Origin of the sequence: Thermomonospora umbrina (genome assembly GCF_003386555.1) — a bacterium.
GTDB lineage: Bacteria > Actinomycetota > Actinomycetes > Streptosporangiales > Streptosporangiaceae > Thermomonospora > Thermomonospora umbrina.
In genome coordinates, this window is the sequence record NZ_QTTT01000001.1 from 3,584,256 (window position 1) to 3,599,220 (window position 14,965).

Below are 14,965 nucleotides of genomic sequence, written 5' to 3' on the forward strand. Positions count from 1 at the left end.
GAACCTGACACCGCAATGGCCATCTCCGAAACGCCCCGCGTCCGCCATGGAGTGGACGCGGAGGCCGCCGACGGGCCGGGCAGAACCAAGCGGATCGGTTACCGGCGGCTGCCGTCCGACCAGCGCCGTGACGAGATCATCGAAGCGGCGATCGTCACCTTCAGCGAGAACAACGACGCCTCGCTGGGTGACGTCGCCGCGACCGCGGGGATCTCCCGCACCTCCGTGTACCGCTTCTTCGAGACCCGGCAGGAGCTGCTGGCCGCGGCCTTCCGCGCCGCCGGGGACCAACTCCTCGACTACGTCCGCGACGCGCCGATGGGGCCGCCGTCCCAGGCGCTGGGGATCCGGCTGCACCGGTTCTTCGACTACATCGAGGACCACGAGACGACCTTCATCGGCATCGTCCGGTGGACCTCGCCGCTGGCCAACGACGAGATCCGCGAGATCGCCGACGCCGTCCGCGGCGAGCTGTGCCGCATGACGTACGACGTGCTCGAGGTGGACGAGCCCACCCCGATGCTGGAGCTCACCGTACGGGCCTGGGTCGCCGGCGTCGAGAGCGTCGCCCTGGAATGGCTGGAGACCCGGGGGGACATCTCCCGCCAGGTCGTGGAGACCCTGCTGTCGATGCACCTGGGCTCCACCCTCCTCAACGCCGCCGCCCTCGACCCGGTGGTGGCCGACCGGATCGAGTGGTGGCTGGAACGCGAGCCCGCCGACGGCGCCATGGGGTACTTCCTCCGTGCCCTGGCCGGGATGTTCACCTTGAAGATCACCGCCAACGTGGCCCGGCTGCTGGCCTACAGCGAGCCGCCGTCCGAGGGCTGACCGTCCTCCGCCGCCCGGTCCAGCAGCGAACGGGCCCGCAGCAGCGCCTCGATCTCGAAACGGGCCTCCGGGTCGTCCACCGACCGCGCCGGCTCCCTCGCCTCGCGGTCCGTCCGCCCGCGTCGGGCGATCCGGTCGGTCAGCGCCGGGTCCGACATCAGCCACAGCGTCACCAGATGGTCCTCGCACAGGATCAGCGGCCCGTCCTCGATGACGCCGGCGACCGCCAGCGCGAGCGCCTGACGGGCCCAGCGCAGCGAGTCCTCCGCCCGTCCGACCGGAACGGTCAGCCCCGCGGCCAGCCGACGCCCGGGCAGCGCCGCCGTCAGCATCGCCCGCCGCGCCGCGTTCAGCGGACCCGGCAGCAGCAGGCACGGCTCCGGCCCCTCCAGGTCGGCCAGCACGTCACGGTCCAACGGCACGGAGCCGAGCACGGCGCCGGCCTCGACGGCCACCGCCGTCACCTCCCTCGGGAGGGGCCACTCGGCCCGCCTCGCCTCCGCCGAGAGGTCCGCGCCCGGGGCGGCGTTCAGCACCGTCCGCAGCAGCGTGCGGCGTCGTTCGCCACGGGACGCCGCCGCGCACGCCTTCGCCTCCAGGAACCCGTCCACCGACAAGGTCGCGAGCGCGTCCAGGAACCGGAACAGGCCGTCGGCCAGCCGCGACATGTCCGAGGGCGGCACCTGGTTGCGGGCCGCCAGCCCCATGAAGCGCCGCCAGGCCACGCGCCCGCCGATCCGGTACGCGGCCTGCAGCCGGTCCATCGTCCGGCCCTCGCGCGCCTCCAGGCGCCCCAGCCCCCGGCACAGGTCCGCGTGCCGGGCCGCCCCGCCGGAGAACCCGGCGACGGAGTCGGTGAACGCCGCGAGGTTCCGCCGCACCGCCATCCTGACCACCCGCCCATAGGGGCCGTTCATGGGCCGGTCGTACTCGGGGATGTCACGACGGATCGCCGCGACGATCTCGTCGGCGAGGCCGGGCAGCTCCGCCCGGATCAGCGCGACCAACGGTTTGGGCAGCCTCACGGCGGCCAGGTCGGCTGCCTCTCCAACGCGCGTCATCGGCACTCCTCCGCATCGGCGTGGACGATGGAAGCCCTCCGCGCACCGGCCCCTGGCGACGGAAGCCCCCCCGCTCATCATCGGCACAGCCCCGCCGGCCCCGGCAACAGTCCCGCCGCCAATCACGGCAACGGAAGTTGTCACCTCGTCGAGGGGTGACCCCGACGACGGCCGATGTCCACGCCCGGCTGACAAATGACCGCCGGGCCACCCGTGACCGGCGCAAAAGCACCCCTCCGGGCCGGCGCGCCCCCGCCCTCGCGCGCTCGTGGTGGCCGACCCCGGCCGTGCTTCCTCGTCTCCGACTGACAAAACGCACACGCCCGTGACCTGCCCTGGAACGGCCGTCACCCGGTTCTTGCTCAACCAGGTGAGCGAAAACTTCTTGATCGCGTTGTTTTCGGAGATTCTCTGAAGATCGTCGATTTCTTACCGTTCCTGTGTCGGCCGGCGTCGACGACGCGCACGCCACCGACCCGCCCGCCCGACCACCTCAGCCCCGGGAGCCCCATCGAGACCTGATCACCCCTTCCCCGAAGACCCCCGGCCGCCGGTCTCCCCATCGGCGGCCGGGTCTTTTGTTTTCCGGCCCCGGGAGTTCGGCGCATATCACGAATGGGTTCCGAAGGTGATGGCCGATCTTGGTCAAAACTGTGGACGGATCGGCTGGTCATGTCCGCGTGCATCATTGTCGAAATCCCACGATTTTTGTCCCGTCCGCTCTCGGCCAAGTGCCAACCATCGCTGGAAACGGCCCGTTCCCAGCGCGCTGAGCTGCGTGGACGTGCGGCCCGGGACAGGGCTGCTCAATCATGTGCGCAAAAGGCGAGACCCCATGCTCAAAGATCAACAACATTGACGTGTTGGAAATGTTAACTTCGATCGTGGTCGGTAGGTGACCGATCGTGTTTGGAGGGAGAAACTTCCATGTCAAGTAAGTTCGAATCTCGCTCGCGAATGTTCCGAACGGGTGTGGCCGGACTCGCCGTCGCCGCGGGCACCGCCGGTCTGACGGGCCTGTCCGGCCCGGCGCACGCCGTCGCCTCCACGCTCTACGTCGAGAACGTGCCGGGTCACCTGGCAGGCGGTCAGTACCACAGCCTGTTGATCTCGGATTTGGCGCAGGACGGTGTCAACGAGGTCTACGCCACCGGTGACAACGGATACGGCCAACTGGGCAACAACACCAGCGGCGGGCAGTCGACGACCCTGGTCAAGGTTCACTCCCTGTCCGGGGTGAAGAACGTGTCCGCGGGCGGGGCGCACTCCGTCGCCGTCAAGGCGGACGGCACCGTGTGGGCTTGGGGCCTGAACGACAAGGGCCAACTCGGCAACGGCACCACCGTCGACAGCAAGGTGCCCGTGAAGGTGCCCGGGATCGCCAACGCGGTGGCGGCCGTCGCCGGCGAGAGTTCGGTGTTGGTGATCCTCTCCAATGGAACCGCCAAGTCCTGGGGCCAATTGAACGCGTCCTGCGCCGCCAGCACCACTCCGGTCACGGTGGCGGGTCTGACCGGCATCGCCACCAAGGTGGGCGCCGCCGCCGTCGGGTGGCGGCATGCCGTGGTCGCCTTGGCGGACGGCACCGCCAAGGCGTGGGGCGACAACAACTCGGGTCAGTTGGGCACCGGCAACACGACGGGATCCTGCTCCCCTGTCACCGTGGCCGGCCTCACCGGCGTGACCCAGGTCAGCGCCAAGGGCAGCCACACCCTGGCGAGGATCTCCACCGGCACCGCCAAGGCATGGGGCAGCAACCACGGCGGCCAGGTCGGCATCGGGACCACCAACCCCACCACCGTCCTGTCGCCCACCACCGTTCCGGGCCTGACGGGGGTCGCCAGCGTGTCCGCCGGCTATGTCCACAGCATGGCCGTCACCGACAGCGGTTCCACTCCGGCGCTGAAGGTGTGGAGCTGGGGCTCGGGGGCCTTCGGCCAGCTCGGCACCGGCTCGACATCGATCTCCACCAGCCCCGTCGCGGCCGCCGGGACGAACATCACGGGAACCATCCTGGAGGCGGGCTACTACCACGTTCTCACCACCAACGCCTCGCAGATCCCCGAGGCGTGGGGCATGGGCGGGAGCGGACAGCTCGGCACCGGTGACGAGAACCAGCGGAACACGCGGACCGACATCCTGAGCCCCGAGCCCCTCAGGTAACGAGTCATCCCAGGACGTTTGCGCGTCGATCCGGCCGCCGGGAGTCGCCCGGCGGCCGGTTTCGTTCGTCCGGCCCTCATGACGACCCGCCGTCCGCCCTGCGGAGCAGAGGCACCCCGCTCCGCGCCGATGAACGGACAGCGGAGAGAACTCGAGCGCCCGGTTCCAAAGCCGCGTTCTCCGTCTCCGGCAGCGTGACGACGGGTCGGTCCGCAGGTCTCCGCCACCGCGATGCGGGCGCTTCGGGGTCGCCGCACGCAACCTCCCTCTTGTCAACCGCTGAACGCGGTGACGGGGTGTCCGGTCGTGGCCACCGGTTCCCGGGGACGTGAGGACGTGCCGCAGAACGGTGATCGTCCAGGTGAGACGGCGCATCGCCCAGGACGCCAGGCGGCAGCCGGTCCGATTTTGGCCAGATTGTATTGATATTGACCAACTTGTCATGTCATCTGTGCGGGGGCCCTTTTCTGAAGGAGGGTGTGTGTCCACTCGTACGACAGCAGCGGAACGAAAGGCCGGGCCGGTCGGTCGGCCACGGTCGTGGCGGCGGCGTTGGACGGCCGGTGGCCTGGTCTGCGCCGGGGTGACGACGGCGTTGGTGGGCTTGGCCCGGCCGGCGTCGGCGGCCACCGTGCAGTCGCTTCCCGGCTCGATCGACTGCGGCTATGAGCACAGTCTGTTGGTGACCCAGCCGGACGCGGCCGGGAACAACGAGGTCTACTCCGTCGGCAGCAACTACTACGGCGAACTCGGCGACGGAACGCTCGAACCGCGCGCCCTGTTCGCGAAGATCCCCGGCCTGACCCGGGTCAAGGCCGTCGCCGCCGGCCGGGGCACGTCGCTGGCGCTCAAGGCGGATGGGACCGTCTGGGCCTGGGGCGCCGGCCCCCTCGGCAACGCCGCCCACGTCGACGCGGCGGCCTACGGCGAGAGCAAGGTCCCGGTGCAGGTCACCGGCATCACCAACGCGGTCGCCATCGACGTGGGCGACGGCTTCGCGCTGGCGGCCCTCGCCGACGGCACCGTCAAGGCGTGGGGCAAGAACGCGTACGGCCAGCTCGGCAACGGCACCACCACGGACGCCCCGACGCCGATCACCGTCCCCGGCCTGACCGGAGTCGGCAACGGTCACGGCGACGTCGCCGCCGGCCAGTCGCACTCGCTCGCCGTCCTGGCCAACGGCACCGTCAAGACCTGGGGGAACGGCGAGGCCGGCCAGTTGGGCACCGGCAACACCAACAGCAGCCTCGTGCCGGTCACCGTCCCGGGCCTGACCAACGTCGACTTCGCCGAGTCCAGGGTGTCCCACAACCTGGTCCGGCTGTCGAACCGCACCGTCAAGGCATGGGGCGTGAACTACCTGGGCGCCCTGGGCGACGGAACCGACGTCCAATTCCGGGAGTCCCCCGTCACCGTGACCAACCCGGGGGGCACCGCCTCCGTCGTGGCCTTGGCGTCGGGCGTCCTCAGCAGCATGAGCAGCAAGGTCCCCGGCCCCTTCGGCTTCGGCGAGGTACGGGCCTGGGGCGTCATGGGCGGCTACCGCAACGTCCTGGCCTTCCCCTACCGCCCCTCCGGCCAGTCCAACGCCATCGCCATGTGCGACCAGGGCATCGACGCCCTGGTCGTCAACGCGGACGGCAGCCTCTGGGTCCTCGGCGACAACTACTCGGGCCAACTCGGTGTCGGCGACACCACCGCCCGCTCGTCGTTCGTTCAGGCCACCAAGACCTGGTGACCTGACCCGGCCGCCCCTCTCCGCCCTCGCGGGAGGGGCGGCCACCCTTTGCATCTCCTTGCATCTTCCGCCACCCGACTGCCGAAGACTCGCCACCGCCACCCTCCGTGGTCATCTCGGCGAGAGCCGGGTCGGGCGGCTCCACGCGATGCGTGGTCACGTGACGTTCCACCCGGCCGGAAGCCTCGGCGAGCGCTTCGTGAGTCTGAGGCATCTGCGGAGTCCCTCTCGGCGAAACGCGAGGGAGGGACGCTGTTCGGTCCCGGCGGTGGGATGGGTGCGGCGTGCCGTCGTCATCACCGGTCCGGCTCCGCACCGTGAGCGGTCGGTCTCCTGCGCTGTCGCCGTGAACTCACCCCCGGCCTCCCGGGTCCGGCCCTGCCGGACGGAGCAGGGGACCGGTACCGTGCCGCGGCGAACGATTGCTGCGAATTTCGATGACTGCGTTGTCGCCCCTGCCGGGTCCGTCGCATCCGGATGTCCGCCAGCGGCTTCGCCGGTCGCAGTCGGATGGTTCGACCTGGGGATCGGCGGCTACGTTCTTACGCCGCTCCTCGGCACGTGGGGTTCCCGACGCCTCCTGGTCAGTGGATGTTCATCATCCAAGAGGGCGTCGCCGCCATGGCGATCGTGTTCATGAGAACACGTTGCGTAGAATTCCAAAGGGTAATACACCAACGCTCCTTTCCGAGTTTGGTTCGGTCCGGAACGAGCATGAATGGCGCTGACCTCGAGAAACTTGCGACGCTATGATGATTTCCCGTCAAACATGAGAATCTCTTCCCTGACGGGTTGGCATGTTCGGTGGCCATGAGCGGCCAGTTGAAATGGCCTGTCTATTCCTTGACGTAAATCTTTGCTCGATATATGTATGACCCTTTCATGTGCAATGCTGAGCCAAGTGAGTAAAGTTGATCGGTAAGAGTGCATTTTTGCCATTCAAAGATTCGATAAACGGCGATTATCGTCTTTCGTGTCACGTCGGATACGGGTCGGTCCGGTCGATGAATGAGGCCGGTGACCTGGTGAAGTACCTTTAGAAGGAGGGCTTGCGATGATGCGTTCGAGGTCAGGCGAACGGAATGCGGCGGGTGCGGGACGGGCTTGGGGCCGGTTGGCCGCGGGCACGCTGGGTGTCGCGGGAGTGATGACGATGGGTGTCGTGGCGGCGTCGCCGGCGCTCGCCGGTCCGGCCCAGTCGGCGCCGGGCTCGGTCGACGGTGGTCACGACCATTCGGTGCTGGTGACCAAGCCGGATTCGACCGGCTACAACGAGGTCTACGCCAGCGGCTCCAACGCCGTCGGTCAGCTCGGCAACAACACCACGGTGAACAGCACGGTGTTCACCAAGGTGCGCAACCTGACGCGGGTCAAGGCCGTGTCGGCCAACTATCACTACTCGCTCGCGCTCAAGGCCGACGGCACGGTGTGGGCTTGGGGCAAGGGTCACCTTGGCACCGGCTTCTCCCAGAGCAGCGTTCCGGTTCAGGTCCCGGGCATCACCAACGCCGTGGCCATCGACGCCGGCATCGGCCACGCAGTCGCCGTTCTGTCGGACGGCACCGTGAAGACGTGGGGTGCCAACGGCCAGGGCCAGTTGGGCAACGGCACCACCACGGACAGCCCGACCCCTGTGACGGTCACCGGGCTGACCGGTGCCGCCACGACCTACGGGGCCGCCGCCGCGGGCTTGAGTCACTCGGTCGTCGTGTTGGCCGACGGCACCGTGAAGGGATGGGGCGACGGTGACGCCCTCGGCGCCGGGGAGTCCGTCCCAGAATCGGTGACCACGCCCATCGCCGTGCCCGGTGTCACGGGAGTGAAGGAGGCCAGCGCCAAGTTCACCCACACGCTCGTTCGGCTCGCGGACGGCACGGTCAAGGGTTGGGGCAACGACTGGAACGGCAATCTGGGCGACGGCACCGGCAGCCCCGGCGGCTGGGCCCCCACCCCTGTCACCGCCATCGGCCTGACCGCGGTGCAGGGCCTGGCCACCGGCCAGCACCACAGCGCCGTCCTCCGCACCAACAGCGGAGGCGGCTGGGAGGTGTGGAACATGGGGTTGGGCTTCGGCCACACCCCGGTCAGCGGTAACCACTCCCTCCCCGGCGGGCCGGCCGCCATCGGCGCGGGCTCCGGTGCTCACAACCTGGTGACCCACGCGGACGGTTCCGCTTGGGGCCGTGGCGACAACAGCACCGGTGAGCTGGGCGTGGGCGACACCACCGCCCGCAACACCTTCACCGCCGTCCTGGAGACCTGGAGCCGCTGACCGGCTCGACGTCCGTCCGGTACGGGCTCACCGGTTCCGTTGGTTCATGGCCCGGTGACACCGTCCCACTTCGCGAGCCCCCGGCCGCCGGTGACCACCGGCGGCCGGGGGCTTGCCCGCTTCGGGTGATGCGCCATCGGGTTCCGCCGACGCTCGGCGTCCGGAGAAATGAGGACGCCGAGCGTCGTCGGTCTCCTGTGATCCGGTGCCGCTGAAGCCTCGCCATCGCCTCCTCCAGGGTCACGGCTCGATCGGTCGGCCCACGGCGGATGAGCCTCCGTACCAGGCCTGTGGGAAGCGCTCCGCGCGGCGCCTCGGGGCCGCCCGGTCCAGCCGTTCCCCCTGCTGTGCGCAGGCGCGGAACTCACCGTCGGTGGCGCACGGTTGGCCCCACGGGATGTGCCGCCACATCGCGGATCCGTAGGAGGTGCGGCCGCCGGGTGCCAGGTCCCGGTGCGCAGGATCCGACCGTCGTACAGCGTGAGCTCGTAGGTGACGCCATGGATGCCGGCGTGCCCGCACGCGTTCCGGACGTGCTCACTACCTTCGGTACGGCAGAGGCATTCGTGACGCCCACGGTGGGGCCGGGCCCATGTCACGAGCACGGCAAGGTGTCCGTCGCAGCGGTGACCCGCGTCGCTGTCCGGGACCGGGTCTTCACGCCGCTCGCCAGGTGCCGGCGGGGTGGCGGATGGACTGGATCTCGACCTCGACCATCGCCGCCTGGAGGGCCTCGACGGTGGGGGCGTCGAGCCAGCCGGAGGGGGCATCGGGCCAGCAGGGGGCGGCCCAGTAGCGGCGGGAGGCGACGCCCCACATGACCAGCCAGCGTCCGGCGTACACGCGGGCGAGTTCGTTGGCAACGGCGCGTTGGGACGGGTCGTACGGGGTCGGGTCGGGGTGGCGCGTGGTGGTGGGTGTCGGACGTTTGAGTCTTCGGGCTTGGTGACGGAGCCACGGGAGCGGGTTCATCGGTCGTGGGTCTCTCGGCTGACCCAGGAGACGCCATTGCCGGTTTGTTCGGCGTGGGCTACGAGGCCGAGGTCGAGGTAGGCGATGTGGCCGGATGAGGAAATGGTGACGCGGCGTACGGTGCCCTGGGCTCCCGTCGGCGCGGCGGTCAGTGTGTCCCGAACGTGGGCGATCGCCGTTGAACGGTCGCTGGTCACTCCGCACGACTGTGGGGCGTTGCCGGGCGCTTGAACGTCCCAGGTGAACAGGCGGGGCGGGTCGGTCGGTCGGCGGGTATGACCGAACGGGTCGGAATGCGTGGCCATGTGGGTGAACCTTCGTGTCCTGTCGAGTTGGCCGTTGGTGGTGACCACGCTCACACGGAGGGTTACGCTCGCCCAAGCGACCTCGGCGCACCCCGGTCGCACCGTTTCCATGATCAACCGCACCTGTCGATCAGGTTGACCCCCGGAGCGACCGATGCCCGCTGTGCCGGTGCCGTACGAGGCCCCCGCCATCGTGACCTTCGCCCGCGAACTCGAGGCGTTCCGAACCGACGCCGGGCTCGGCAAGAAGGAACTCGCCGACATCCTCGGGTTCACCGATACGTATGTCGGTCAGATCGAGCTGTGCAAGAACCTCCCGTCTCAGGGATTCGCGGAGGCGTGCGACACCTACTTCAAGACCAACGGATCGTTCCAACGACTGCGTGAGCGCATCATGGAGACACGCCATACATCGCTGGTTCCGCCGGGATTTCCTGAGTACCTGAATCACGAGGTGCGGGCGACGTCTATCAAGCACTTCAATCCCAACCTGGTCAGCGGGCTCCTTCAGATTGAGGACTACGCTCGCACGATCATCGGTGCGTACCAGCCGGCGGATGTGGTCGACAAGCTCGTCAGCGACCGCTTGAGTCGCCGAGAAGTGCTCGATAGGGCCCACGCGTACTTCACGATGGACGAGTCGGTCCTGCACCGAAGGGTGGGCCGCCCTGAAATCATGCGCCGGCAGCTCGAATTCCTGCTGGAAAAGTCGGAGCGCCCGAACATCTCCATCGGAATCGTTCCATCAAGCACAGGGTTCTATCCGGGCTTCGGAGGCGAGTTCTTCATTCTCGGCTTCGAGGACGGAGGCAGCATCGCCTACACTGAGTCGTCCGGCGAAGGCTTGTTGATCCAGGAGCCTGCCCGTGTCGCGCGGCATGTCCTACGGTATGACTCGATGCGGGATTACGTCCTTCCCGTAGATCAGTCACGGACGGTGATCCGCCAAGCGATGGAGAGGCTAGAGGGATGACGCCAGACATGTCGTGCGCCCAGTGGCGTAAGAGCAGCCACAGCGACGAACACGGCGGAGCCTGTGTGGAGGTCGCAGTCGTCGCCCCCGTGGTGGCCATCCGTGACTCCAAGAACCCCGACGGACCCAAGCTCTTGGTCGATCGAGTGGCGTTCGCAGCGTTCGCCGGGACGATCCGCGCCGACGGCCACGACCTGTAGGCGCCCACACGCAGAGGCGCTGACGCCCCGCCCGGACGCGAGCCGCCCGGCGGGGCGTCGGCATGAGAACGGTCACCGGTCGTCACGTCGCCGCATCGGGAGATGTGGCGGCTCGCCGATCTCGCAGTCCGCGACGCCCGTCGTGGCGTCGATGCCGATCCTGCCCGTGCCCGCCGCCCTCCGTGACACACGACCACGGGCTCTTGGCGGCGTTCTCGCGACGGCGACTCCGCGCCGCATGCATCGATGCCGCGCTTTGAACTCGGTGTTGTCTTCGCGGCGAGGTGCAGGAGGCGCGCTGTACGGTCCCGGCCGAGTGACGCGGTGCGGCGGGCCGCCCGTCTCACCGATCAGGCTCCGCATCGGCGGCGGTCGATCGCTGCACCATGGCCCGGACTCACCGCCGCGTTCCGGGCCCCGTGTGCGCCCTCACGGTTGTGCCGGACGGGAAGGAAACTGTCGCCGTGGCACGGTGAACGTTTCGCCGCAGATCTCAACGACCACTCCATACCACCCTTATCGGTAGCCGGTTCGGCGGCTGAGCGAAGTGCCGCCATGGTCGCGGCCCTGGTTGTGGAGATGACGGACGTCCACGGTGAGAGGGCGTCAACGCAAGACCGCCCAGGTTGTTCTCCGCTCCCGGAAATCAGACGTGCGACACCTTGCGCCGGGAAGTAGGTCGGGCCAGAAATGGTGTGATTAGGTGTTTGTGTTAATCATCTTTCCGTGCTGTCCGTTATGTAATCTCACGTCTATGACCTGGGCAGATGCAGCCCGATCTAGTGATCTTCTATCAAACATGTGAATCTCACCCTCCAAGGGTTGGGCCTTTCCGTGGCCGGTGGCGGCCAGTAAGAGTATGCTGCACGGGCCTTGACAAAATTGTTTGTTCGTCATATGGAATGGATGATGACTCACTCGGGTGAGCAAAGTTGATCTCCGGATGCGCATTATTCTTATTCTGTCCTCCGAGAATTGCCGGTTATCGTCTGGCTGCAATGTTCACAACGGGTCCGCCGGCCCGCTCGATGGGTCGGTGGTCTGGTGAGGTGCCTCTTTTAGGAGGGCTTGCGATGATGCGTTCGAGGTCAGGCGAACGGAATGCGGCGGGTGCGGGACGGGCTTGGGGCCGGTTGGCCGCGGGCACGCTGGGTGTCGCGGGAGTGATGACGATGGGTGTCGTGGCGGCGTCGCCGGCGCTCGCCGGCCCGGCCCAGTCGGTGCCGGGTTCGGTGGACGGTGGTCACGACCATTCGGTGCTGGTGACCAAGCCGGATTCGACCGGGTACAACGAGGTCTACGCCAGCGGTTCCAACGCCGTCGGTCAGCTCGGCAACAACTCGACGGTGAACAGCACGGTGTTCACCAAGGTGCGCAACCTGACGCGGGTCAAGGCCGTGTCGGCCAACGTCCACTATTCGCTCGCGCTCAAGGCCGACGGCACGGTGTGGGCCTGGGGCCAGGGCAACCTGGGCAACGGCTCGACTCAGAGCAGCGTTCCGGTTCAGGTCTCGGGCATCACCAACGCCGTGGCCATCGACGCCGGCGCCGCCCACGCCGTCGCCGTTCTGTCGGACGGCACCGTGAAGGCGTGGGGCAGCAACAGCCACGGCCAGTTGGGCAACGGCACCACCACGGCGAGCGCGACCCCTGTGACGGTCACCGGGCTGACCGGTGCCGCCACGACCTACGGGGCCGCCGCCGCGGGCCTGAACCACTCCGTCGTCGTCCTGGCCGACGGCACCGTGAAGGCATGGGGCAAGGAGGACATGCTCGGCATCGGCGCCGAGGGCTATGACCCGGTGACCTCACCCGTCAGCGTGCCGGGCCTCACCGGGGTGGCCGAGGCGAGCGCGAAGTTCACCCACACGCTCGTTCGCCTTTCGGCCGGCACCGTCAAGGGCTGGGGCAACGACTGGAACGGCAATCTGGGCGACGGCACCGGCTCCCCTGACGGGTGGGCCCCCACCCCCGTCAACGCCATCGGCCTGACCGCGGTGCAGGGCCTGGCCACCGGCCAGAACCACAGCGCCGTCCTCCGCACCAACAGCGGAGGCGGCTGGGAGGTGTGGAACATGGGGTACAGCTTCGGCCACACTCCGATCAGCGCGAATCACTCCGCCCCCGGCGGACCGGCGGCCATCGGCGCGGGCTCCGGCGCGCACACGCTGGTGACCCACCCGGACGGTTCCGCTTGGGGCCGTGGCGACAACAGCACCGGTGAGCTGGGCGTGGGCGACACCACCGCCCGCAACACCTTCACCGCCGTCCTGGAGACCTGGAGCCGCTGACCCGGACCGGCGCCCGCTCTCCACCGCCCTCGGCACGGGCGCGGGACGCCATCCGCTTCACGGACGTTGAGACACCGAACCGGGGTCACCGCCTCCAAGTTGATCGGAGGCGGTGACCCTTTCGTTGTCCGACCGACCTGCCCCGCGGCTCTCCAGGACTCGCGCCCGCCCGTCCACTCCCTCTTCTCCGCGGCGGCCCCGGCGGCCTGAGCGGTGCGTACGCGTGTCGACCTCCGCCCGGGCACCGCCGTCATCGACTACAGCGACGACCCCGGGGTGAGAACCTGGATCTGTGTACCAAGCCCGAATCGTCCCGGATGCCGGGGTGGGCCGTGGTGGACCACCTCAGCCGTAGGGACGGCGCAGCCGTCCTCGACTGCAACTCGTCCTACGCCGACTGGTCGGCTGTGCCGTGCTCGCGCGCCTTCGCCGGAACGACCCCTTCGCGTGACGCCATGGGGAGGTAGCGCGACTTGCCCGGCTTCAGGAGCGGTCTCCCGAAGCCGGGCGAGGATCCGATTCGGATTATTGGGGCCAGGTCACCAGGTCTTGGGAACGGCGACGATGCCGTGGCGTGGATCGGTGTCGCCTACACCGAGTTCTCCAGAAGGGTTGAAGCCTTGGCCCCAAACGGAGCCGTCGGGATGCACGATCAAGGCGTTGTCTTGGGCGGTGGTGGAGATGGCGGTGGGGTGTCCGGGTGAGATATGGGGGAAGCCCTGCCCGGGGAAGAGCCCCGACATCCGTACTTCAATGGTTCCCAATGTGGTCCGCCTCGTGGCGAGGCTGTTGTTCCAGCCGAGGGCGAGGTGAAGAGCCATTTCACCTGAGTTCGCAACTTCCGGTGTGAGTACGTCACCGCCCGAGTCCGTGCCGAGTAGACCCGAGTAGTTGTAGCCCCACCCTCTGACGGTGCCATCCGACAGCCGAACGAGTGTGGCGTCCATCTTGGCCTCGGCGAGCGTGGCGTTGGCGACGCCGGGGACGGTGACGGGAATCGTGCTGTTGACGGTGTTGCCGGTGCCGAGCCGGCCGTTGGCGCCGTACCCCCAGGTCTTAACGGTTCCGTTGGCCATGACGGCCGCCGAGTATTCCCATCCCGCCGCGACGCTGCCGTGACCGGTGGAGACGCCGGTCAGGACGGTGACGGGACCGGGGCTGGGGTTCGTGGTGCCGGTGCCGAGTCCGCCGGCGTGGTTCGCGCCCCAGGTCTTGACGGTGCCGTCGGCCAGAACCGCGATGGCGTGATCGGCGCCGGCGTCGATGGCCGTCGCGTTGGTGATGCCGCTGACCTGCACCGGAACGTGGCTCTCGCCGAGGCCATCGGCGCCGACGTGCGAGGGGTTGCCGAGGGGGCCCTCACCCCACGCCCACACCGTCCCGTCGTGCTTGAGCGCGAGAGAGAATCCGCCGCCAAGGTAGCCGTTGGCGGCGACTGCTCGGACACCGCTCAAGCCAGGCACCTTGACGAAGGTGCTGCTATCGGTTGTGGTGCCGTTGCCGAGTTGACCATCGGCATTGAGGCCGGTGGCGTAAACCTGGTTGCCCCCAGATCCGCTCGGGGCGACCACCAGCAGGCTGTGGTGCCCGCCGCCGTCAACGGAGCCGGGCAGGGCGAGGGCTGTTCCGGCGAATGCCGGCGCGGCAAGGCCGACGAAGGTGGTCAGTCCTGTGACGGTGCCGATGCCGACGGCGGTCCACCGACGTGCCCACCGCCTGGTCTGCGCCCTGGCCACGGAAGCCCGGTGGTCCCTCAACACCCGGCCGTGGCGCATCACCGCGGACCCTGGACTAGTCGTTCGTGAACGCAAGAACATACGTCCTCCTCACGAGAATGGATCTCTTACAGAGGACATCGACTCCTGTGTCAGGTCAATGAAACTTTCTCGGGATCGCAACTCAAGCCTCAGAACCGGGGCAAGAAGGTTGCAGTTCCCGCTGGTCGGCGGGACACCGCGTACCGCTCAGGGGGTGGCCGGCGGCCGAAATCGGCCATCAGCGAGACAGAGGCCGACTGAACGCGCGCCCGCCCGCTTCCATGGCTTGACGAACCCCGCATAGGGTCTCGGTGGGCCGGATTGGTTCGCCGTGACCGTACATCATCGGTTTCGACGAAGTGAGGGTGAGAACGCTGCAATGCTCCCCGAGTGGTCGGCAAG

The 14,965-nt window shown here is 68.4% G+C and carries 11 protein-coding genes; 7 read left to right on the forward strand and 4 right to left on the reverse strand.

From position 1 onward, the window contains the following. Positions 1-15 precede the first annotated feature (15 nt). Complete coding sequence (locus DFJ69_RS15975; protein ID WP_116023239.1) at positions 16-831, forward strand: TetR/AcrR family transcriptional regulator; 816 nt, start codon at positions 16-18, stop codon at positions 829-831. On the opposite strand, the gene DFJ69_RS15980 is transcribed toward DFJ69_RS15975, so the two are convergent. Then, positions 804-1,892, reverse strand: coding sequence for a PucR-like N-terminal domain-containing protein (locus DFJ69_RS15980; protein ID WP_116023241.1), 1,089 nt, complete (start codon positions 1,890-1,892; stop codon positions 804-806). The two genes, DFJ69_RS15975 and DFJ69_RS15980, sit on opposite strands and share 28 nt — an antisense overlap. Before the next feature lie 957 nt (positions 1,893-2,849). On the opposite strand from DFJ69_RS15980, the gene DFJ69_RS15985 reads away from it, so the two are divergent. The 3 genes from DFJ69_RS15985 to DFJ69_RS15995 all read left to right on the forward strand — a co-directional run bounded on the left by DFJ69_RS15985 (position 2,850) and on the right by DFJ69_RS15995 (position 8,065). Then, positions 2,850-4,055, forward strand: coding sequence for an RCC1 domain-containing protein (locus DFJ69_RS15985; protein ID WP_170177681.1), 1,206 nt, complete (start codon positions 2,850-2,852; stop codon positions 4,053-4,055). A gap of 481 nt (positions 4,056-4,536) precedes the next feature. Continuing rightward, entirely contained in the window at positions 4,537-5,793 is a 1,257-nt protein-coding gene (locus DFJ69_RS15990) for an RCC1 domain-containing protein (protein ID WP_170177682.1), read from the forward strand. 1,147 nt (positions 5,794-6,940) lie between these two features. Further along, on the forward strand, positions 6,941-8,065 hold the full coding sequence (locus DFJ69_RS15995) for an RCC1 domain-containing protein (RefSeq protein ID WP_170177683.1): 1,125 nt from the start codon (positions 6,941-6,943) through the stop codon (positions 8,063-8,065). 657 nt (positions 8,066-8,722) lie between these two features. Here DFJ69_RS15995 and DFJ69_RS33780 read toward each other — a convergent pair. Together DFJ69_RS33780 and DFJ69_RS33785 are read right to left on the reverse strand one after the other, a co-directional pair. Then, positions 8,723-9,037, reverse strand: a complete 315-nt coding sequence (locus DFJ69_RS33780; protein ID WP_147312329.1) for a hypothetical protein — start codon at positions 9,035-9,037, stop codon at positions 8,723-8,725. Continuing rightward, a complete protein-coding gene (locus tag DFJ69_RS33785; protein ID WP_147312330.1) occupies positions 9,034-9,342 on the reverse strand; it encodes a hypothetical protein in 309 nt (102 codons plus the stop codon). The genes DFJ69_RS33780 and DFJ69_RS33785 overlap by 4 nt, the downstream gene beginning before the upstream one ends. A gap of 154 nt (positions 9,343-9,496) precedes the next feature. Here DFJ69_RS33785 and DFJ69_RS16010 point away from each other — a divergent pair, with 154 nt between their 5' ends. The 3 genes from DFJ69_RS16010 to DFJ69_RS16020 all read left to right on the forward strand — a co-directional run bounded on the left by DFJ69_RS16010 (position 9,497) and on the right by DFJ69_RS16020 (position 12,806). Next, positions 9,497-10,315, forward strand: coding sequence for a helix-turn-helix domain-containing protein (locus DFJ69_RS16010; RefSeq protein WP_147312331.1), 819 nt, complete (start codon positions 9,497-9,499; stop codon positions 10,313-10,315). Next, positions 10,312-10,515: a DUF397 domain-containing protein gene (locus tag DFJ69_RS16015; RefSeq protein ID WP_116023256.1), complete on the forward strand. Its 204-nt coding sequence runs from the start codon at positions 10,312-10,314 to the stop codon at positions 10,513-10,515. Before DFJ69_RS16010 ends, DFJ69_RS16015 begins: the two co-directional genes overlap by 4 nt. Positions 10,516-11,681: 1,166 nt before the next feature. Beyond that, a complete protein-coding gene (locus DFJ69_RS16020; RefSeq protein ID WP_170177684.1) occupies positions 11,682-12,806 on the forward strand; it encodes an RCC1 domain-containing protein in 1,125 nt (374 codons plus the stop codon). Positions 12,807-13,345: 539 nt separating this feature from the next. On the opposite strand, the gene DFJ69_RS16025 is transcribed toward DFJ69_RS16020, so the two are convergent. Beyond that, positions 13,346-14,542 (reverse strand): RCC1 domain-containing protein, encoded by a 1,197-nt coding sequence (locus tag DFJ69_RS16025; protein WP_170177685.1) that lies wholly within the window; start codon positions 14,540-14,542, stop codon positions 13,346-13,348. Between the last annotated feature and the right edge of the window lie 423 nt (positions 14,543-14,965).

Coding starts and splice junctions, on each gene's coding strand:
- DFJ69_RS15975 (WP_116023239.1), top strand. CDS start 16: ATGGCCATCTCCGAAACGCCCCGCGTCCGCCATGGAGTGGACGCGGAG.
- DFJ69_RS15980 (WP_116023241.1), bottom strand. CDS start 1,892: ATGACGCGCGTTGGAGAGGCAGCCGACCTGGCCGCCGTGAGGCTGCCC.
- DFJ69_RS15985 (WP_170177681.1), top strand. CDS start 2,850: ATGTTCCGAACGGGTGTGGCCGGACTCGCCGTCGCCGCGGGCACCGCC.
- DFJ69_RS15995 (WP_170177683.1), top strand. CDS start 6,941: ATGACGATGGGTGTCGTGGCGGCGTCGCCGGCGCTCGCCGGTCCGGCC.
- DFJ69_RS33780 (WP_147312329.1), bottom strand. CDS start 9,037: ATGAACCCGCTCCCGTGGCTCCGTCACCAAGCCCGAAGACTCAAACGT.
- DFJ69_RS33785 (WP_147312330.1), bottom strand. CDS start 9,342: ATGGCCACGCATTCCGACCCGTTCGGTCATACCCGCCGACCGACCGAC.
- DFJ69_RS16010 (WP_147312331.1), top strand. CDS start 9,497: ATGCCCGCTGTGCCGGTGCCGTACGAGGCCCCCGCCATCGTGACCTTC.
- DFJ69_RS16015 (WP_116023256.1), top strand. CDS start 10,312: ATGACGCCAGACATGTCGTGCGCCCAGTGGCGTAAGAGCAGCCACAGC.
- DFJ69_RS16020 (WP_170177684.1), top strand. CDS start 11,682: ATGACGATGGGTGTCGTGGCGGCGTCGCCGGCGCTCGCCGGCCCGGCC.